14 protein-coding genes and 2 pseudogenes are annotated in these 21,178 nt (G+C 40.5%); 2 read left to right on the plus strand and 14 right to left on the minus strand.

The window, feature by feature from the left end:
* Positions 1 to 25: 25 nt before the first annotated feature.
* Complete coding sequence (gene erpA, locus AAC155_RS11700) at positions 26 to 370, minus strand: iron-sulfur cluster insertion protein ErpA (protein WP_113042313.1); 345 nt, start codon at positions 368 to 370, stop codon at positions 26 to 28.
* 341 nt (positions 371 to 711) lie between these two features.
* Between erpA and AAC155_RS11705 the strand changes: the two genes are divergently transcribed.
* Together AAC155_RS11705 and hemL are read left to right on the plus strand one after the other, a co-directional pair.
* Entirely contained in the window at positions 712 to 1,497 is a 786-nt protein-coding gene (locus AAC155_RS11705) for a DUF1460 domain-containing protein (protein WP_113042275.1), read from the plus strand.
* 50 nt (positions 1,498 to 1,547) lie between these two features.
* Positions 1,548 to 2,831 (plus strand): glutamate-1-semialdehyde 2,1-aminomutase, encoded by a 1,284-nt coding sequence (hemL, locus tag AAC155_RS11710; RefSeq protein ID WP_113042276.1) that lies wholly within the window; start codon positions 1,548 to 1,550, stop codon positions 2,829 to 2,831.
* Positions 2,832 to 2,871: 40 nt separating this feature from the next.
* Here the strand turns inward: hemL and AAC155_RS11715 are convergent, their stop codons facing one another.
* The 13 genes and pseudogenes from AAC155_RS11715 to AAC155_RS11775 form a co-directional block, all read right to left on the minus strand.
* The gene (locus AAC155_RS11715; RefSeq protein ID WP_113042277.1) at positions 2,872 to 3,132 is read right to left on the minus strand and encodes an antitoxin; all 261 of its coding nucleotides are present in this window, start codon (positions 3,130 to 3,132) and stop codon (positions 2,872 to 2,874) included.
* 141 nt (positions 3,133 to 3,273) lie between these two features.
* Positions 3,274 to 8,136, minus strand: a complete 4,863-nt coding sequence (locus AAC155_RS11720) for a non-ribosomal peptide synthetase (RefSeq protein ID WP_113042278.1) — start codon at positions 8,134 to 8,136, stop codon at positions 3,274 to 3,276.
* Positions 8,133 to 12,842: a non-ribosomal peptide synthetase gene (locus AAC155_RS11725; RefSeq protein WP_113042279.1), complete on the minus strand. Its 4,710-nt coding sequence runs from the start codon at positions 12,840 to 12,842 to the stop codon at positions 8,133 to 8,135. The genes AAC155_RS11720 and AAC155_RS11725 overlap by 4 nt, the downstream gene beginning before the upstream one ends.
* A complete protein-coding gene (locus AAC155_RS11730; RefSeq protein WP_113042280.1) occupies positions 12,839 to 16,345 on the minus strand; it encodes a non-ribosomal peptide synthetase in 3,507 nt (1,168 codons plus the stop codon). Before AAC155_RS11730 ends, AAC155_RS11725 begins: the two co-directional genes overlap by 4 nt.
* A 285-nt stretch (positions 16,346 to 16,630) precedes the next feature.
* A pseudogene (locus AAC155_RS11735) lies at positions 16,631 to 16,948 on the minus strand (hypothetical protein); the annotation flags it as partial.
* A 208-nt stretch (positions 16,949 to 17,156) separates the two neighbouring features.
* Positions 17,157 to 17,489 (minus strand): helix-turn-helix transcriptional regulator, encoded by a 333-nt coding sequence (locus AAC155_RS11740; protein ID WP_240002839.1) that lies wholly within the window; start codon positions 17,487 to 17,489, stop codon positions 17,157 to 17,159.
* A 361-nt stretch (positions 17,490 to 17,850) separates the two neighbouring features.
* Entirely contained in the window at positions 17,851 to 18,072 is a 222-nt protein-coding gene (locus AAC155_RS11745; RefSeq protein WP_113042281.1) for a DUF6392 family protein, read from the minus strand.
* A gap of 114 nt (positions 18,073 to 18,186) precedes the next feature.
* Complete coding sequence (locus tag AAC155_RS11750) at positions 18,187 to 18,648, minus strand: DUF6392 family protein (protein ID WP_191214849.1); 462 nt, start codon at positions 18,646 to 18,648, stop codon at positions 18,187 to 18,189.
* Positions 18,649 to 18,773: 125 nt separating this feature from the next.
* A pseudogene (locus tag AAC155_RS11755) lies at positions 18,774 to 19,028 on the minus strand (bacteriocin immunity protein).
* Between the two features lie 61 nt (positions 19,029 to 19,089).
* Positions 19,090 to 19,557 carry a DUF6392 family protein gene (locus AAC155_RS11760; protein WP_113042282.1) on the minus strand — a complete coding sequence of 156 codons (468 nt, stop codon included), beginning with the start codon at positions 19,555 to 19,557 and terminating at the stop codon, positions 19,090 to 19,092.
* A 105-nt stretch (positions 19,558 to 19,662) separates the two neighbouring features.
* Positions 19,663 to 20,121 (minus strand): DUF6392 family protein, encoded by a 459-nt coding sequence (locus AAC155_RS11765; RefSeq protein ID WP_113042283.1) that lies wholly within the window; start codon positions 20,119 to 20,121, stop codon positions 19,663 to 19,665.
* 109 nt (positions 20,122 to 20,230) lie between these two features.
* Entirely contained in the window at positions 20,231 to 20,698 is a 468-nt protein-coding gene (locus tag AAC155_RS11770) for a DUF6392 family protein (RefSeq protein WP_065822745.1), read from the minus strand.
* Positions 20,695 to 21,102, minus strand: coding sequence for a hypothetical protein (locus AAC155_RS11775; protein ID WP_228901633.1), 408 nt, complete (start codon positions 21,100 to 21,102; stop codon positions 20,695 to 20,697). The genes AAC155_RS11770 and AAC155_RS11775 overlap by 4 nt, the downstream gene beginning before the upstream one ends.
* Positions 21,103 to 21,178: the final 76 nt, after the last annotated feature.

Below are 21,178 nucleotides of genomic sequence, written 5' to 3' on the forward strand. Positions count from 1 at the left end.
ACCCATTACGGGAAATCGCCTGGAATCAGATACTGAAAGAAGAACCACAACCACAAGTTGTCTTAGCATTAGGGTTCGTGACGATAAAACGTGAACCTTCCAAACCTTCGGTATAATCAACACAACCGCCAACCAAATATTGTAGGCTCATCGGATCAACAACCAACTCCACACCTTGTTTCTCAATGGTCATATCACCTTCATTTATTTGATCATCAAAGGTAAAACCATACTGAAAGCCACTGCATCCACCACCGGTGATATAAACCCGTAAACGCAAGTTTGGGTTTTCTTCATCCGAAATCAAAATTTTCACTTTGTTAGCTGCGGCATCCGTAAACTGCAAAGGTAATGCGATATTATCGCTCATCATTTTTACTCCAGACTGGAACTCGGCAAAAATATTCAGAAGACAGCAAAAATTTGCCGATCATTAATAACTCGAATTATCCAATACCTGATTGGTTCATTCAAGTATTGTCATTTTGACAACACACGAACCGCCAAAAAATTATCACACATTTGTTTACCATCACTGCTACCTTAGCGACAAACGCTGGCTTTTTACGATAGCTTCAAAGATCAGTAAACCGTCACGTGTAGTTAAACCCTCCGTCAATCAATTAACAATTAAGAAAGAAAAAATATTGATTTATCATCATAATTAGTTACTTTATTGAATATTTTTCAAAGTAGCCATATGGAGTTCCTATGCGAAAAATGTTGCCACTGATGCTTGCTGTCACCTTGACAGGTTGTGCCGCTCATAGCAAACAAGCCGATATTGACAGCTATAGCTCGAAAAAAATTAATGAAATTATAGAAAACCAAGTAAAACCGGGAAACAAAGATAATCCCGGAGAAATAATAAAAAACGTCTCTTATCAATTACTGGGCACACCTTATGCCGCAAATAAACTTATTGGCTCCCCTACTGAACCTGAAAAATTAGTTATAGACTTCAACGGGCTAGACTGTTTTACTTTCCTTGATTATGTAGAATCGCTAAGAAAATCCAACGACCAAAGTGATTTTGTAAAAAATCTCATCCAGACAAGATATATCGACGGAAAGATTAGCTTTTTACAAAGAAAACACTTCTTTACAGATTGGTCAATCAGAGAAAAATTAAATGCCAAAGATGTAACGGATGAAATAAGTTCTTCTTACATAAAAATCACAAAAAGCCTGAATAAAAAGGCTGATGGTAGCGAATATATCCCCGGACTGGGTGTTACCAAAAGAGATATCAAATATATTCCAGGCGATAAAGTCAACGATGCCGTTATTAAAAACCTAAAAACGGGTGATTATATAGGAATATATACCCATCTTGCCGGATTGGATGTCACACATACAGGGATTTTTATTATGACAGATCATGGCCCAATGCTGAGGAATGCATCCTCACTTGCTGCGAATAAAAAAGTTGTCGATTCACCATTTCTTGATTACGTGAAGAATAAACCCGGAATTATCGTTCTAAGAGCATTATAATCCGAGGGGCAAGCGACAACCCCACTTAAAAATAGATTCAGGAGCCTTTCATGAGCCAATCCGACATCCTCTATTCTCAGGCAAAGCAACTTATTCCCGGTGGCGTCAACTCTCCGGTACGTGCATTTAATGGTGTTGGCGGTACTCCGTTGTTTATCAAACATGCTGATGGCGCTTATCTCTATGATGTTGATGGTAAAGCCTATATCGATTATGTCGGTTCCTGGGGGCCAATGGTACTGGGACATAACCACAGCACTATCCGTAATGCTGTCATCAAAGCCGCAGAACAAGGATTGAGTTTTGGCGCACCAACTGCCGCCGAAGTAGAAATGGCACAGTTGGTGACTGAACTGGTGCCATCAATGGATATGGTGCGCATGGTTAACTCAGGCACAGAGGCGACCATGAGTGCTATCCGTCTGGCCCGTGGCTATACCCATCGCGATAAGATCATCAAATTCGAAGGTTGCTATCACGGCCATGCTGATTGCTTGCTGGTGAAAGCCGGTTCTGGCGCATTGACCATCGGCCAACCAAATTCGCCAGGCGTTCCGGTTGATTTCGTCAAACATACGCTGACCTGTACCTATAACGATTTGAGTTCAGTTCGAGAAGCGTTTGAACAATATCCCGAAGAGATCGCCTGTATTATCGTCGAACCGGTTGCGGGCAATATGAACTGCGTACCGCCACAACCAGAATTTCTACCCGGTTTGCGCGCGCTGTGTGATGAGTTCGGTGCTCTGTTGATTATTGATGAAGTGATGACAGGTTTCCGCGTCGCCCTCTCCGGCGCACAATCTCATTACGGTGTCGAACCCGATATAACTTGCCTTGGCAAAATCATTGGCGGCGGTATGCCCGTTGGCGCTTTCGGTGGACGCTATGAAGTGATGGAGAAATTAGCGCCAATTGGCCCCGTTTATCAGGCGGGAACTTTATCCGGCAACCCGATTGCAATGGCTGCCGGCCTTGCTTGTCTGAAAGAAGTTTCTCAACCCGGTGTACATCAACGCTTGACCGAGCTAACAGATAATCTGGCTGCCGGCCTGACGGAAGCAGCAAAAGCGGCCGGTATTCCTCTGGTGGTTAACCATGTCGGCGGTATGTTCGGCATTTTCTTTACCGATGCAGAAACCGTCACTTGCTATCAGGATGTGATGAATTGCGATATTGAGCGTTTTAAACATTTCTTCCACCTGATGCTTGATGAAGGAATTTATTTAGCACCTTCTGCATTTGAAGCGGGTTTTATGTCTATTGCTCATACTGATGAAGATATTCAGCGTACTGTTAATGCAGCCGCTCGCTGCTTTGCCAAGCTAAAATAATTTCTTTTTTTCAAATAATAGCGCCGTATTTTTACGGCGCTTATTCTTTCCATCCTTCGAATGGATCACAGGATTGTTCTTGCTGACACCACTCTTCTTTATTCAGAAAATCATCAGCAACAGTTGTTCCCTTCAATGCCGCAAAAAATCCGGTCCAATCGTGTGGCTTACAGGACAGTATTACATCTCCTGTTTCAGGATCTTTTCGAATAAAAACTTTATTAGAGTCAAACCAATAAGCTGCTGGCAAGCATACCGCTTGACTCTTCCCATCCATAAATAATTTAGCTTTATGGCTCATACAACCTCCTGATATTGATTGGAATACCCCAGAGCTTATCACAAATATTAATACATAAATCAAAAGAGATTTGATAATCATGAAACAGATGTCACGATTGGCTTCATCCCTGAGGCCAATCTCTTCATATCTTAGAAAAAGTCACCCATAAAACTGACTAATACTCTCTTTTTCTTGGCCGGATACGATGACATTTAACAACCGTTCATAATATGTAGCCATCCTATCAATGACTGATTCTGTATACAGTTCAGGATTGTAATTGAGTTCACAACTGATATTTTGTGGCATGTATAAGAAATTCATCCCAAGTGATTCAAAAGGAATTATTTCGGTCTCTATCACTTCCACATCAAGATTTGGCAGTGATAATTTTTCATCTTTAGACATGTCGATAAAATCATAGAAACTTTGTGCATCCAAATAGTTAAACAGAACGTTAAATATATTATCTCTCGCCTTTTCTCCCACCGCGTCAATTACGACAGACATGTGGATATTAGAATTCTCTATGGCGCGATGAATAGACTGACTAACCTGCTTAATGATTCCTTGTAGGCTCATTTCCTTACTGATATTTGATTTTACTATCAAGTCACCCAAGAATAATCCTATTGTTTGATGGCTTTCTATGCGAGTTCGGTCAGCTTTTGGTGAGGTAACAATATGTTGTGATTCACCAGAGTGCATAAAAAGACAAGTGTGGAACAAAGCCATAAATAACATATAAGGTGTGATCTTCTGGGTTTCACAATATTGCAAAACAGCTTTATCCAGCGAATCTGGTATTTTGATATGACGGGCGTGAGACCGATATTTTGAAGCCAGATGTTTTCTGAAAGAAACAGGAAAATCGCGTTCTGGATTAACATCATAAAATTGTTGTTGCCAGAATTTAATTTGTTTTTTAGCTGCCTCAGTCGCATGGATTTCTTGCAAGTCATAAACATAACCAGAATATTGCATGGCAACGGGTAGCAATGTGTTTTCTTGCCCCTGTGAATAAGCCGTATATAACTGTTTAAATTCATTCATAATGATATTGACAGACCACCCATCGGAGATAATATGGTGTACGTCAATAAATAATACCGTGATTGTTTCCGAAACAGGCAGTAGGAATGTCTTGATTAGCGGGCCATTATAAACATCAAAAGGTGTTCTTAATTTCTCTTCCCAGAGCTTATTAATTTCAATAATGATTTGTTCTCTCTCGATTCCTCTTGGTAACGCTTCAATAACTTGAAGATTAATTTTAATACTGTTATCAGGCTGCATGAAAATTTGCCCATTTTCTTTATAAAACTTAAAACGCAAACTTTCATGTCGCGCTAAAATGGTATTTAAACTTTTTTCCAACGCACTGTGATTCAATTCTCCTTCCATCAGCAAAGTAATGGGTACGTGGAAACTGTCCTCCAACAATGCTTCTTGAATAAAATACCAATACATTTTCTGACAATAAGAAATAGGCATTTTTCCATCAAATGTATTGTGATCAGATATATTGTGTGTTGTCTTCGGCGCGGATATTTCATGCTTATGACTGTGACGAATTACACTGGCAATCTGAGCAATGGTTGGATTTGCAAATAACTCATGCATACTGAAATTATTGGTCAAAGTATTTCTTATGGAAGCGGTTATTTTAACTGCCAAGAGTGAGTGACCACCGAGTGAGAAGAAATTATCATAAATACCAATTAGATTGATTTTTAGATGTTCTTGCCATAACTGACAAAGTTTTTCCTCGATTTCATCTCTCGGTGCAATATAAGCCTGACGACGTAAGTCATTTTCATCTGGAATGGGTAACGCTTTTTTATCCACTTTATTATTCAAATTCAGTGGAATACGTTCCAATGGGATATAGAGACTGGGCACCATATAGTCAGGTAGTTGTTTTTTCAAGGCGGATTCCAGTAGCTCTGCAAGTTCTCCACTAATAGCAGGAAGTAGCAGGTAATCAGCTAAATGCGTTTGGCTGTAATCTGCATTAAAAGCGGCTGCTTTCTCCGCCAGCCAATTCGTACTCGGGCAAACATAAGCAATGAGTTTCCTATCCTCACTGTCATAACCATCAGCGATCACGGCAGCATTACTTAAAATCTCCTGCCCCGCCAACACCGATTCGATTTCCCCCAATTCAATACGATGGCTGCGAATTTTAACCTGCGAATCCAGGCGGCCAATGAATTCCAACTCACCTTCTGGCGTCCAGCGTACTAAATCACCAGTACAGTAAAGTCGGTCTGCCGGGTCGGTACTGAAGGGATCTCGGATAAATTGTTTTTCCGTGATATCCGGTGCATTCCGGTAACCGCGTGCCAGTTGAATGCCACCGATATGCAGTTCCCCGACAGCCCCAAGAGGCACCAGATTACCGTCGGAATTCAGGATACGCATCACAGTATTAGGCAACGGTTTTCCAATCGTCACTCGCTTATCTGCTGTTAATAAGGCGGAGGTCACAATCGAAGTACATTCTGTTGGGCCATAAACGTTAAACAGCTTTCTGCCCTGCGACCACTGCGCGGCAATATGCGGCGCCACAGCCTCCCCTGCCAGCAACAAGGTTGAAATTGTGCGCCATTTGTTAAAATCCAAGTGAGGTAACAGCGCCGGCGGGAGTACAGCGTGGGTAATGTGGTGTTTTTCAACCATCTCATCCAGCCATTCAGGCGAACGGCGGTGTGTTTCTGAAATCAAATACAATGTGGCGCCATAGGCCAAGGTCATTGCCATTTCCAACACTGCGGCGTCGAAGCTCCAGGAAGCAAACTGCAACCCGCGAATATCAGCATCCGCACCAAATAACGCGGCTTGTGCTTGCGCCAGATTCACCCAACCCTTGTGCTCCAGCATCGCTCCTTTTGGTCGGCCAGTAGAACCAGAGGTATAAATGACATAGGCCAGATGATTTTCTGTCAGGGGCACTGAACGATGAACGATATTGCCAGTGGGCAGGTTCTGCACATGTGACTGTACCGTTTCAGCATCCAGACAGATAACGCGTTGCTGGCTGATAGGCAATTTATCAACCAGCGGTGTTTCGGTCAGGATAAATTCAGCGCCGCTATGCTCCAACATGTATTGCAGGCGGGCTTGCGGATAACTGGCATCCAAAGGCACATAAGCTCCACCCGCTTTGAGGATGCTCAGCAGTGCAATCACCGTTTGCAATGACCGGGGAAGGCAAATTGCAACCAGAATATCTGGCTGGATACCCTGCTCAATCAAGTAATGCGCCAACTGATTGGCCTGAGCATTAACAGCCTGATAACTTAAAGACTCTTCACCAAAAACCAACGCGGTTTTTTCAGGATTCAGTGCCACCTGTTCTTCAAACAACTCATGAAAGCAGCGCCCTTGTGGGTAATGGTTCTGTGGCCCATTTAATTCATGCAGTAAGGTATGCTGTTCAGCTTCTGTCAATAATGGGAGTTCATGAATGGAGGGTTCTTTATTTACTGAATCATCTGTCATCACCTCAACAATGCCAGAAAGCAAGGTTTCGTAATTGGCGATAAATCTTTCAATGGTACTGCTATAAAACAGACTCGTATTTGAAATCCATATTATAGATAATTCGCCCGTCTGTTCTTCCTCAAAAACATGGATTTCCAAATCAAACCGAGTCGTTCTAAGTAAATTATCCTCGGATTCAATAATATTATCCTGTTCCAGTATTGTGTCACGTTGGTTATTCTGTACTGCAAACATGATTTGGAAGATGGGGTTATGGTTTGGGTTCCGTTCCGGACTGAGCTTTTCTACCAACATCTCAAACGGCAAATCTTGATGTTCGTAAGCATCCAGAATGGTACGGCTGTTTTGTTTTAATAATTCACTGAACGTCGGCTGACCGGATAAATCTGTTCTGATAACCAATGAATTAACAAAAAAACCGATCAGCGGTTCAATATCAGGATGTTGTCTGCCGGCAATTACTGTTCCAACCAGAATATCTTTCTCATTACTATAGCGGCTCAGCAATACAGTAAAAGCCGTTTCCAGAAACATGAATAAGGTAACGTTATGCTTAGCACACAGTCCTCTAATTGCTTGGGTTAACCGCGAGGAAATATGTTGTGTATGAAAACACCCTTCGATATTTTGTTTCTCTGGCCGTGGATTATCCAGCGGCACACGGTGGACTGGTGAAATTCCGGCTAACTGCTTCTGCCAATATATCAGCTGTTTTTTCAGCATATCACCTTGCAGCCAGCCCTGTTGCCACTGGGCATAATCGGCATATTGAATTTTCAGCGGCGGTAGCAGATTTGTCTCACCCTGACAATAAGCTTTGTATAACGTGAAAAATTCATGGAGAAATATTGCCATCGACCAGCCATCGAAGGCGATATGATGTATCGTATAAATAATAAGGTAATCATTTTCTGCCAATTTTATTAACCTAATGCGCAGCATCAAATCTGTATTAAGGTTAAAAATCAGATTCTCTTCTTCCTTACTGAGTTGTTTTACCTGATCGTTTTTTTCAGTTTCAGGTAACGCAGATAAATCATGATGTGTAATAGGTAAATCGAAATCCGTGGCAATAAATTGCCGCGGCTCGTTATTGATGATTTTAAAATGGGTACGCAAGACTTCATGGCGTTCAAGTAATGCCTTAACGGCTGCCTCAAACGCCTTTATGTTAATGGATTCCCGCAGCCTGAAATCCCCCATACAGTTATACTTGGGGCTGCCTCCATCCAGCTGATCAATAAACCATAAACGCTGTTGAGCAAATGAAAGCGGATAATGTTCTGCTTTGCCATCACGCCGAATATCTTGCAAAAAGTGATGCGTTTTAGTTTGCTCTTCTGAATCGAGCTGGTTCAGAAAATCAATCAACTCCTGTTTATGCCATTTCCATTCACTGAGCAAAGCGGGTGAAATACTGCTGCGGCTGGTCTCGTATTGTAAACGGTTATCAGTAACGAACAGCGTAATTCCCTGATCTAAAGCCTCATTGACAATTCGCGCTGCATTTTTCATATATCACCTTTCAACAGTTCTTGTGCTGTTTCTTTCCCAGCCTGAAAATGTTTTCTTTTTTCTTTGATAAGATGAATAGTGACAACCTGTGATAGCTGCTCAAGTGTCGGGTGTTCAAAAACACTTCTCAACGGAACTTCTATTTCTAATTCGTTACGTATTGAACTAATAAGGCGCGTTGCCTGAAGTGAATGTCCACCCAAGGTGAAGAAATTGTCATAGATGCCTACTTGGCTGACATTCAATAACCGCTTCCATAACTGGCCGATCTTAATTTCTATTTCATTTCTTGGCGCCACATAGTTTTGTCGGCGTAAATCGTCTTCATTTGGGATCGGTAACGCTTTTTTATCCACTTTATTATTTAACGTGAGTGGCATTCGTTCCAAAGGAATATAGAGACCTGGAACCATATATTCTGGCAATTGTTGTTTCAGTGCGGATTCGAGTAATTCTGAAAGTTCCCCACTAATGGCCGAAATTTGCGGATAATTAGCTAAATGGGTTTGATTATAGTCAACACGTGCTTGTACAGGTGGTAACTCTCCACGACTAAAAATCACATCCAGTAAATCAGGTTGCTGTTGTGACCATGTAATGCCGCATTGATAACCACATTGTTCAGCATATTGCAGTAAGGATTCGAATTCCTGAACCTGTTGTAATGCCTGTGGGGAGAAACTACCGACATTTGCTGGTGGCGTTATCATCTGATTGGCTGACCAGTGACGCAGACCTTCTGCCAAAGTGAGGTCATCTTTAATTCTGGCGTTGGGGATACCTGAAATACCCAATATATCCTCCGTGCCCATCTGCAACAAATTACGCAGACTTTCAAAAGAATCGAAATTATGCCAATTTGAAAGCAATTCATTACAAGATTTGGTATTTTCACCTCTTTTGTGCAATATGACATCATAACGATAACGCAACATTTCATTGTCGCCGATGCCACGTTTAACCAGAATATCAACCCGGCCAATTTCAGGGTAACGCTCCGGTAATTGGGCAAAATAAGTTGGACTGAGTAAAAACTCGGGTTCTTGTTGTAAACGCCGCTGAATACGGTTCGCCAGCGCCCCTACCTGAATACGTTGCCCGTTAAGATGACTTTGCTCTATCGCTGTAGCATGGGCGGTTAATAGATCTAAGTTGCGGATATCTCCCAACAAAATTTTCCCACCCGCTTCAACCGCCGGTATTAACTGTTCAAGTACTCTTTCCAGATATTGAACATTAGGGAAATATTGGACAACAGAGTTAATCACGACAGTATCAAATTCATCAGCACTCAATGTTCCTAAGTTGAGTGCATCTCCTCTTCTGAGCTGCACATGTGACCAGCCACGTTGTTGCAGAATATGTTGATGCCGATTTAAAACCTCAGCCGAAATATCGGTCGCCACCACTGATTCGCACCATTCAGCATAGCGATACAACAATAATCCGGTACCACAACCAATTTCCAGTAAGCGATGAGGATGCAGGGCTTTAATCCTGTGCATGATTCCTGCTAACCATTCCTCCATTTGCTCAAGGGCAATCGGCTGTTCAGTATAGCTGTTCATCCAGCCGCCGAAATCACTGTCTAATGCGACTACATCACCTTTCTGAGCGCTCCCTTTTTGAGTATTAGCCGTTGTGGGTTGACGGTACTGCTCATCAAAAATTTCTGTCCAGTTCTCAACGCTGCTTGCGTTAAATTCAACAGCTTTTTCACCTAACCACCCTGTACTTGGGCAGACATACGCAATGAGTTTTTTATCTTCATCTTGACCATAAGCGATCACAACAGCACTACTTAAAGCATCATGCCCGGACAAAACTGTCTCGATTTCACCCAACTCTATGCGGTGACTACGGATCTTAACCTGAGAGTCAACACGGCCGATAAATTCCAACTGACCATCCGGTGTCCAGCGTACTAAATCGCCGGTTCGATAAAGCCTGTTTTCCCTGCCATCCGTTGAGTGTGAGCTGAATGGATCACGGATAAACTGCCTTGCTGTGATTTCCGGTGAGTTTCGGTAACCGCGTGCTAACTGAACACCGCCAATATACAGTTCCCCGATAACGCCCATCGGAGCCAAATTACCTTCCGGATCAAGAATACGCATCACAACGTTAGGCAAAGGTTTTCCAATCGTAATCTTCTCGTCAGTTAATAAAGCTGTGGTGACAATGGATGTACATTCTGTCGGGCCATATACGTTAAACAGGTTTCTATTCTGTGACCAACGAACAGCAATCTGTGGTGGCACGGCTTCACCCGCCAAAAGCAAAGTTGAGACAGAACGCCATTTGTTAAAATTCAGATGAGGAAGTAGCGCCGGGGGTAGTACAGCATGAGTTATCTGATGTTTTTCAACCACTTCATCCAACAATTCAGGGGAACGCCGTTGGGTTTCGGAAATCAAATACAGTGTTGCGCCATAGGCCAATGTCATAGACATCTCTAAGATCATGGCGTCAAAACTCCAGGAGGCAAACTGCAACCCCCGGCAATGTGAGTCAATGCCAAATAAATCTGCTTGCGAGAATGCCAGATTAACCCACCCTCTATGTTCCAGCATCACCCCTTTCGGTTTACCAGTAGAGCCGGAAGTATAAATCACATAAGCCAGATGATTTTCCGTGAGCGGAAGTGGACGCTCAGTAATATTATCTGTAGGCATATGTTGTAGCTGAGACTGTACTATCTCTGTATCCAGACAAATCACTTTCTGCTGGCTAATTGGCAGTTTTTCAACGAGGTGAGTTTCGGTCAGGATGAATTCGACTTCACTGTGATCCAACATATATTGGAGGCGGGCTTTCGGATAACTGGGGTCTAACGGTACATAAGCGCCACCCGCTTTAAGAATACCCAATAATGCCACAACAGCTTGCAATGACCTTGGTATGCAAAGTGCAACCAACGTGTCCGGTATGATCCCTTGTTCAAGCAGATAATGTGCCAATTGGTTAGCTTGCTCATTTAATGACTGATAGCTCAGGGTGTCATCGCCAAGAATCAGGGCATTTTTTTCAGAGTGTTGTGATACCCGCTCTTCGAAGAGTTCATGGAAACATTTCCCGGTCGGATAAGGAATTTGTGGCCCGCTCCATTCATGCAGTAAGGTATTCCGTTCAGCATCTGCCAATAATGGAAGGTCATGAACGGACGGCTCACTGATACCAGCATGATGCTTCATCACATCAACAATATTGGTCAGCAAAATTTCGTAATTGGTGATTAATCTATTAATGGTCGCATTTCTGAACAGGCTGGTGTCAGAGATCCATCCAATAGATAACTCACCTTCGTCTTCTTCATAAATATGGACTTCCAAATCAAATCGGGTGGTCAGAAGGGAACGTTCTTTAGATGTAACAATGCTATCCTGCTCCAGAGTTGTATCCCGTTGATTATTCTGTACTGCAAACATGATCTGGAAAATAGGATTATAATTTAAATTCCGTTCTGGACTGATTTTCTCCACCAGCATCTCAAAAGGCAGGTCTTGATGTGCATAAGCATCCAGGATCGTACGACTATTTTGTTTTAATAGTTCACTGAATGTAGGCTGACCGGATAAATCCGTTCTTATCACCAGTGAATTGACGAAAAATCCAATCAAAGGCTCAGTGTCACGGTGTCTTCGCCCTGCAAGCGGCATGCCAACCAGAATATCCTTTTCACTACTGTAACGACTCAACAACACAGCAAAAGCCGTTTCCAGAAACATAAATAACGTCACTTCATGTTTGGCGCACAGTGCTCGTATTTCTTGAGTCAAAGCTTTTGAAATACGTTGTGGATGAACATTCCCTTCAAAATTTTGTTTTTCTGGCCGTGGATTATCCAGTGGAAAACGGTGAAGTGGTGAAATACCTGATAATTGGTTTTGCCAGTAATCCAGCTGTTTTTCCAGAATATCCCCTTGCAGCCAGTCCCGTTGCCATTGGGAATAGTCAGTATATTGAACTTGTAATGGCGGCAGAGGATTACCCTCGCCCTGGCAATAAGCACGATATAATGTCAGCAGCTCACTGATAAAGATTGCCAGCGACCAGCCATCACAGGCGATATGATGAATCGTATAGAGAATGAAATAATCATCATCTGTTAATTTCAGCAACCGAATACGCAGCATCAGGTCAGTGCTGAGATTAACAGCTTGTTTCCACTCCTGCTCACCGAGTTGTTTAAGCTGTTGTTCCTGCTCAAATTCTGAAAGTGTGGACAGATCATGTACTGTAATAGGCAAATCATAAGAAGTCGCAATAACCTGCCGTGGCTCATTATCAATAATTTTGAAATAAGTACGCAGCGATTCATGGCGTTCAAGCAATGTTGCTATAGCCGCCTCAAAAGCGTTGAGATTAAGCGACTCTCTCAACCTGAAATCACCTGTGCAGTTATACTGCGGACTACCTTCGGTAAGTTGATCGATTAACCACAAACGCTGTTGAGCAAATGAAAGTGGGTAATGTTCCGCACGATCATAACGCGGAATACCTTGCAGTCGGTGAGTGTCCGAATCCTCTTCTGAATCGATTTGCTTCAGGAAATCAATCAATTCTTGTTTATGTTGTTTCCATTCACTGAGCAGTTCCGGAGGAATGCTATCTCGGCTGGTTTTATATTTCAGTTTGTTATCAATAACAAACAGAGTAATCCCTTGATTTAAAGCTTCATTGATAATTTGTGCCGCATTTTTCATATATCACCTTCCAATAGTTCTTGTGTTGTCTCTTGCCCAGCCTGGAAATGCTTTCTTTTTTCCTTAACCTGATGAATCGTGGCGATTCGTGCTAATCGCTCAAGTGTTGGATACTCAAAGACACTGCTCAACGGTATTTCAATGTTTAGATCATTGCGTATTAAGCTGATAAGGCGGGTTGCCTGAAGAGAGTGACCACCCAACATGAAAAAGTTGTCATAAATGCTGACTTGGCTAACGCCCAACACTTCTTGCCATAACTGGCTAATTTTTCTCTCCACTTCATTTCTTGGCGCAACATAACTTTGTTGTCGGAAATCATTTTCATTTGGAACAGGCAACGCTTTTTTGTCCACTTTGTTATTTAACGTGAGTGGCATTCGCTCTAGCGGAATATAAAGGCTTGGAACCATGTATTCTGGTAATTGTTTTTTCAGTGCTGATTCAAGTAGCTCCGAAAGTTCAATTTTAATATCGGAAGACTGAGATGCGTTGTCGGCATTAAATTTCAGCCCTTTTTTATCCAGCCAATCTTTGGTTGGACAAACATAGGCAATCAATCTTTTATCGTTCCCATAAGTAATAACCGCAGCACTGCTTAAGGCGTCATGTCCGGCCAATGCAGTTTCGATTTCTCCCAACTCAATCCTAAATCCTCTAATCTTGACTTGAGAGTCAATCCGACCAATAAATTCCACACTACCATCAGGCAACCAACGGGCTAAATCTCCCGTTAGGTATAAACGTAAGGATTGGGAATTGTCCGTTAAATCAGTAATAAATTTCGTTACGTTTGTTTCAGGGGCATTCAAGTACCCACGCGCCAGTTGGATGCCACCAATATATAATTCCCCGGCAACACCAATAGGTACTAGATTGCCTGATGGATCAAGAATACGAATAACGGTATTGGGCAATGGTTTCCCAATCGTAATTTTGTCATCAGTTAATAAGCCCGAAGTCACAATGGCAGTACACTCTGTCGGGCCATATACATTGAACAGTTTTCTGCCCTGTGACCAACGAACAGCGCTCTGTGGTGGTACAGCTTCCCCCGCTAAAAGCAAGGTTGAAACGGAACGCCATTTATTAAAGTCCAGATAAGGCAGCAAAGCAGGAGGTAATACAGCATGGGTAATCTGATGTTTATCAACTAACTCATCCAAATATTCAGGGGTATGCTGTTGGGTTTCTGAAATTAAATAAAGTGCTGCTCCATACGCCAATGTCATAGATATTTCTAAGATCATGGCATCAAAACTCCAGGAGGCGAACTGCAATCCCCGGCTATATGAATCAACACCAAATAAACCCGCCTGTGAAAGTGCCAGATTTACCCACCCCTTATGTTCCAACATAACCCCTTTCGGTTTACCCGTAGAACCAGAGGTATAAATGACGTAAGCCAGATTATTTTCCGTTATTGGGAATGAGCGTTCAGCGATATTGTCCGTAGGCATGTGCTGCAATTGTGATTGCATTGTTTCCGTATCCAAACAGACGACTTTCTGCTGGCTGATTGGGAGTTTTTCTATCAAATCTGTTTCGGTCAGAATGAACTCAGCTTCGCTGTGTTCCAACATATATTGAAGACGAGGTTTCGGATAGCTGGGATCTAACGGCAAATAAGCTCCCCCTGCTTTAACAATCCCCAGTAGCGCTACTACAGCGCGTATTGAACGAGGAATACAGAGTGCGACCAATGCTTCTGGTTTGATATTTTGCTCTGTCAAGTAATGAGCGAGTTGGTTAGCTTGTTTATTTAATTCCTGATAGCTTAATGAATTGCCGTCAAAAATAACTGCTGTTTTTTCAGGATATAGAGCAGCTTGTTCCTCAAACAGTTCATGAAAACAGCCGCCATGTTGGCTATGATCCGGCAGGCCATTCCATTCATGTAACAAAGTGTGTATTTCAGCCTCTGCTAATAGTGGAATGTCATGGACAGAAGGTTCCCTGTGTATCAGATCGGAGCCAATACATGGCTTCATGACACTAACAATATTAGCAAGCAAGGTTTCATAATTAGCGAGCAATCTTTCAATAGTCATATTTCTGAATAAGTTGCTGTCATAAACCCATAAAAGGGATAATCCTCCCTCTTCTTCTTCATAAATATGAATTTCCAAATCAAATCGGACTTTCAAAAGCAGACGTTCTTCAAACTCAATATTATTATCCTGCGCCAGTATCGTATCACGCTGAGTATTCTCCAGAGTAAAAGCGATTTGAAATATAGGGTTATAATTTAAGTTTCGTCCCGGACTCATTTTTTCCACCAGCATTTGAAATGGCAGATCTTGATGTGCATACGCATCCAGGATAGTACGACTGTTCTGCTTTAATAACTCACTGAAAGTGGGCTGACCGGATAAATCCGTTCTGATCACCAGAGAGTTAACAAAAAAACCAATCAAAGGCTCAATATCATGGTGTCTTCTCCCTGCAAGTGGTGTTCCGACCAGAATGTCTTTTTCATTACTGTAACGACTCAACAATACGGCAAAGGCTGTCTCCAGAAACATGAATAATGTGACTTCATGTTGGTGACATAATGCTCTTATTTCTTGTGTTAAATCCTTTGAAATACGTTGATCATTAAGATGCCCCTCAAAATTCTGTTTCTCTGGTCGTGGGTTATCCAGTGGAAGACGGTGAAGTGGAGAAATACCTGATAACTGGGTTTGCCAATAATCCAATTGTTTTTTGAGAATATCACCTTGCAGCCAATTTCGTTGCCATTGAGCATAATCGGTATATTGGATTTTAAGTGGCGGTAATGGGGCTATTTCTCCTTTATTATACGCGCGATATAGGGTAATAAGTTCATTGATAAAGATTTCTATTGACCAACTATCACAGGCAATATGGTGAATGGTATAGATAATCACATAATCATTTTCGGCCAGCTTTATCAGGCGAATACGCAACATCAAATCAGTACTAAGGTTAAAAACCAAGTTATCTTCTTCTTTACTGAATCTTTTGATTTGAGATTCTTGCTCAGTTTCAGAGAATGCAGTCAGATCATGTAGTGTAATGGGTAAATCATAGGAATGTGTTATGACTTGCCGTGGCTCATTATCAATAATTTCAATATGGGTACGTAACGCCTCATGACGCTCAAGCAACGTTTTTACCGCAGCCTTAAAAGCATTGAAATTCAGTTGTTCCCGTAATCTCAAATATCCGGGACAATTATATTGGGGACTACCTTCGGTAAGTTGGTCGATAAACCACAGGCGTTGTTGAGCAAATGAGAGTGGATAATGTTCTGCATGACCATCACGTTGGATATTCTGTAATTGATATGTTTGAATTTCTTCTTCTGCATCTATCTGGCTCAAGAAGTCGATCAACTCTTGTTTATAATTCTTCCATTCACTGAATAATTTCGCTGGAATACTATCACGGCTAGTTTCGTATTGTAATCGGTTATCAGCAACAAACAGAGTAATTCCTTGATTTAAAGCCTCATTTACAATTTGCGCTGCATTTTTCATATATCTCCTTGAAAATATAATATCAAATTATTTACACACGTGATTATTTATTATGTCCATAATTATATACCCTATGGATTTCAAGTTGCATCGCGACGGCAAGGGAACGAATCCCTGGGAGCATAGATAACTATGTGACCGGGGTGAGTGAGTGCAGCCAACAAAGAGGCAGCTTGAAAGATGACGGGTATAAAATAACAAATTTTTAATCATGTTAACATATGGGCATCGAAAATCATTAATAACGTTGTTTGATCTTGTTATCAAAATAGCGAAAAAAATAAATCATTTTTCATAATTATAACCACACCCTATTTTATTATTATCTGTTATTCCTATAGGAAATGAATTAAAAAATATTTTCACTTTTTCGCGCAACTGCCACATATACTGGCAGAATGATTTCGTGTCACCGTTTCATACAGAGATTGCACAGGCGTTCAAATTTATTCAGCTAAGGATAATAAACATATAAAATAATAGGTTAATAGGATGACGGGCCAGACAATCATTGACCAGTCGGATTTTATGAATACTGTAATTATCCAAAATTAACGTTAGAGTTTCAGTGTGACAATATTCACCCAAGATATTGATAAATACTTAAATATTCATTACCATTATTTACACAACCTCTTTATTCATTATATATACCCTACGGATTTCAAGATGCATCGCAACGGCAAGGGAGCGAATCCCCGGGAGCATAGCGAACTATGTGACCGGGGTGAGTGAGTGCAGCCAACAAAGAGGCAACTTGAAAGATGACGGGTATATGTAAATTCACTATAAATTACGTTGATAACTTCCATTACCATTCTGGTGTATCCTCTTCAATATGTTTTTTTCTAAGACCAGATGCTCGTTGTCGTTTTTTTCCTTGAAGTTTAGCGAGTTGGATAGGAGATATGCTTTGTTTAGGAAGAAAAAGATTTAATTGTTCGGTTAAGTTTAATGCTGCCATAACGGCAACAAAAATCTCTAATTGGACTTTACCTTTTTCAGCATTCAGTACAGTTTTTCTTGTGACGCCTAAAAGCTTAGCAATTTCAGCTTGAGTCAGATCATTGTTTAGTCGAGCTTGTTTCAAGCGCTCTCCCAATTCTTCTGCAATTGCTAAAGCTGTTTTTTCATGTGATATCATAAAGACCCCAAAATGACACATTAAAACCATTATTATCTATAATGGTCAATTATAAGCACATTATATATCAATCGTAACTTTGTATACTAATGTCCTATTAAAAAGACATTATAGACTTTAATAGTGATAAAATCCTATATACCCTATGGATTTCAAGATGCATCGCGACGGCAAGGGAACGAATCCCCGGGAGCATAGATAACTATGTGACCGGGGTGAGTGAGTGCAGCCAACAAAGAGGCAACTTGAAAGATGACGGGTATATATGGAACATTATGAGATGAGTTGATATAGGTAGAAACTGAATGCACACGTCATTGGATTAACCCGAGGGAATGGCAATTGATTTAGATAAACATAACTAGGCCGTTACTTCATCGATCAATGTCAGAGTAACAGGTGTTAATTTCTTACTGGTCCGGTTAAAAGCCAGAAATATCCCCTCTTTCTGCATATCTAGCGACACATAATCGTCACCAGAATCTCCTCTAGGCTTACTCTTATAAGGAGTTAAACCTTCATTAAAAATTTCCTGATAAGATTTACCCAGGCTATTTATTAACGCTTCAATATTGATCGCCATTATTTATATAACCTCTTAACTCATATCTAACCTCTAGTATATAAACATGGATAATGGTTTATTAGCCGCCATCCAATAAAGATAGAAAACTGAAAAAAATATCCCAGAAAACGTCTATACAACTTGCTCAAATGCTAATACATCTACTCGAAAATCAGTTAAATATGAAAAATTAATATTTGTATTAGGGTATTGTTCTCTTAGTTTAAGTATATAAGCATCAAACCCACCCATAAGCCCTATTACCGGAACTTTTTTTGGACCACCGCTGGAATCAGGTTCCCCCATGAGTGTTCTAACGGTTGTTTTATCCATTGAGTTTAAAAATGGAGGAGGCATATCGCCATTATATGAATCATTATTATCATAAACATTGATTAATACAAACTCCACTGAATGCAGCCTCCTTGAAACATTGTGAAAAGTTAGCCTCAGACCGGGTTCTGGTTTACAAAAAAATTCATCGTCTCCTTCAAACAAATATTCAAATTTATTAGTTGGAATAATCTCCTTTTCAATTAGTTGCTCCGCTGTTTGTCCCAAGTTATCAATTAACTCTTTAATGTTGATTACCATTATTTTCATAACCCCTGTTCTTGATTGAGCTAAGGCTATATTCCCCGCTCAAAAACCAACCCTCTAATACGCAAATCAGCTAAATATAATCGCGGAAATCTCTTTCCTAATTTACCGAATCCCTTTTATTTTTTGAAGCCAGGTTTGCCGTTTTTAGATCTCCATTCTTTTATAGCTTTTAAAATTTCCTCTGGGGAATCATCTTCTCCATTTTTGGGATAATAAATTAAATCTGCGCCTGAAGGGTGTTCAGTTATTTTTATAAATTCCTCTAATAGATCATCTTGCTATTTCTCTGTGCCTTCATCCGATATTATTCTTTAAATCAACTCTATAAACTCATTTTCGGTATATTCTTCCAATTTATTTTTCAGATCCATTTTATTTTACCTCTTTGTTAAAATGAGTTGGCTATTAAAAAGATTTCCCTTTTATTATTGACTACCAACGCACTTCTGATGTGGGTAAGAATGCCACTACTTTAACACGTTCTAATAAATCGTAATTAATTTGCATACTAGTTGGAATATGAAAGTCTAGCAGCGTATATAACTCCGTCCAGCCAATATCTCTCTTTAATATTTTCTGTGGAGGAAGTGATTTTTCAGGACTTCCAAAATGCTCATGAACCCATTGCCTAGACATCATCGGAACTAATGGTGAAGATAACTCATTTGGAAACCGGTATTGTGGTTTCTTCTCGTCAATTAAAGTAAGCTCTATAGCAAATAAAACCTTACTAACCCTTTTAAAGGACAAGTAAATACCTTCTTTAGTCATATTTAAAGATATATCAAGATCTCCAGCAAACCCTATTGGTTTGGTTTTATAAGGAATTAATCCTTCATTAAAAATTTCCTGATAGGTTTTCCCTAAACTATTAATTAATTCTTCAACATCGATCGTCACTATTTATATAACCTCTTTATTTATATCTGATCTATAGCATATAAACATGGATAATGGTTTATTAACTGCTATCAAATGAAAGTAGAAAAATATTCCAGAAAGCGTTTATACAATATGCTCAAAGATTAATGCATGTACCCGTAAATCAGCCAAATAGAGAAAACTAATTTCTGTATTAGGATATTGCTCATTCAGCTTATATGTATAAGAATCATATCCACCAACAATACCAATAACAGGGATTTTTTCTGGGCCACCAGCAGAATCTGGTTCCCCCATAAGGGCTCTAACAATTGCTCTATCCATTGAATGTAAAAATGGGTAAGGCAATTCTCCATTATATTCTCCACTACCTTCATAAGCGTTAATAAGTGTAATTTGTACAGATTCTAATATACTTGAATCAGCGTGAAACACTAATGTAAGGCCAACGTCAGGTCCACAATTGAACATATTAACATTCTCAAACAGAAACTCAAACTTTTCGGCTGGAATAAATTGTTTTTCAACTAACAGATCGTCTGTCTGTCCCAAACTTTTTATGATTGCAATAACATCCACCATTATTTGTACAACTCCTGTTCTTGATTAAACCAATCCATCTGCTATTTCATTTTTTCAAATTACTCACAAATGAATTGGCTTTCAATAATAACCACCCATCTATTACTAACTACCAACGTACTTCTGATGTAAGCAAGAACATTACAGATTCAACACGCTCAAACAGGTCATAATCAACCTGCATACTAGTCGGCATCCGAAAATCCAATAACGTATATAGCTCTGTCCATCCAACATCCTTCTTGAGAATTCTTCGCGGAGGAAGAGCCTTTTCTGGTTTACCTAATTGTTCGTGCAGCCATTGCCTGAACATCAATGTCTTCAAAGGAGAAGGCAACTCATTAGGAAATTGGTAGGAGGATTTCTTCTGATCAAGCAAAAGAAGCTCTATAGCAAACAGAATTTTGCCATCCCTCTTAAAGGCCAAATACATACCCTCTTTAATCATATCCAAAGTGATATCAGGATCTCCTGGGTATCCTGTTGGCTTAGTCTTATAAGGGATTAACCCCTCATCAAAAATTTCCTGATAAGGCTTACCCAAACTGTTTATTAATGCCTCTACATTGACTGTCATTTATATAACTCCTGTTCTTGGTTAATCTTATGCATTTTGGCTCTAGCATCCTCAAGCTGCTCTTCTGTTGCACCATACTGCTTCAACGCTGGTTTTATAGCATCAAAATCACGATCTACAGCCGCTCTCAAATCATTAGCATCTTGCTCTATTTGAGACAGAGAGTTTCGGCCTCCATAAGTTGCACTAAACTTTTGATGTACCTCAGCCGGAATAATAATGGCAGCAACATCCTTAGCGTCTTCATTTAATTTAGAAATTGATAAGGTTGGATATAGCTTCCTCAATTTAGCTCTCACAGCCGCTGCCGAAGGCATATGATCAGCATGCGTTCCATTCCTCAGTCGCCCCGCAAAATTTCTATACAAATCTACTTCAAACAATTTCACCGGTGGTTTACTCAAATACACATACACCGGCGGCATATTCGGAATAGAAAATACCAGAATATAATCGCGGAAATCCTTTTCATCACTTACT

The sequence above is a fragment of the Photorhabdus sp. HUG-39 genome (genome assembly GCF_963878365.1).
GTDB lineage: Bacteria > Pseudomonadota > Gammaproteobacteria > Enterobacterales > Enterobacteriaceae > Photorhabdus > Photorhabdus kayaii.